The organism is Rhodococcus phenolicus (genome assembly GCF_001646785.1).
Taxonomy (GTDB): Bacteria; Actinomycetota; Actinomycetes; order Mycobacteriales; family Mycobacteriaceae; genus Rhodococcus; species Rhodococcus phenolicus.
In genome coordinates this window covers 1-541 of sequence record NZ_LRRH01000221.1, presented here as the reverse complement: position 1 = coordinate 541, position 541 = coordinate 1, and the positions used below count along the sequence as shown (strand labels likewise).

Sequence of the window (541 nt, the reverse complement as noted above, 5' to 3'; positions counted from 1 at the left end):
TCGCCCAGCTCCGCGCCGGGGACAGCAGCACGGGTGTCCGCGGGTGTGCCGCGGTGGCCAGCAGGATGTCCCAGGGTTCGTCGGGCAGGTGCAGTCGCACCGCGAGGCCGAGGATGTCGGGAAGTTGTGCGGGGAGCCCGATTCCACGGGACAGCCGAGCGGTGACCGGCACCTTCCCCTGCACCGGCCACCAACTCGACTCCAGCTCGGCGTGTCCCCGCGCGAGAACACCGCGCGGGTGGAAGATGCGCGCGTGCCGGACCGCGGAGGCCACCGCGAACGGGGCCCCGAGGACTGCGTCGAGCTGCTTCACCCCAGCCTGATACCCGCCCCGCCGGGTTTCAACCACGCCGCCCCCGTTCCCCCGTTCCCCCGTGTCAGACGGCGGCCCGTGCGAGCGGGCACGACATGCACCGCGGTCCCCCGCGTCCGGATCCCAGTTCCGACCCGGCGATCCGCAGCACTTCGATTCCGGCGGCCTCGAGCCGGGCGTTCGTTTCGACGTTGCGCTCGTAGGCGACGACCACGCCGGGCGCCACCG

Annotated in this window: 1 protein-coding gene and 1 pseudogene; both read right to left on the bottom strand. The window is 73.2% G+C overall.

Translation table 11 applies throughout. The features are described from left to right. Nucleotides 1–313, bottom strand: a pseudogene (locus A8G15_RS29015) (phosphodiesterase); the annotation flags it as partial. A gap of 64 nt (nt 314–377) precedes the next feature. Further along, nucleotides 378–541, bottom strand: a 164-nt coding sequence (locus A8G15_RS30315; RefSeq protein WP_245688059.1) for an arginine deiminase family protein, incomplete at its 5' end; no start/stop codon positions are given.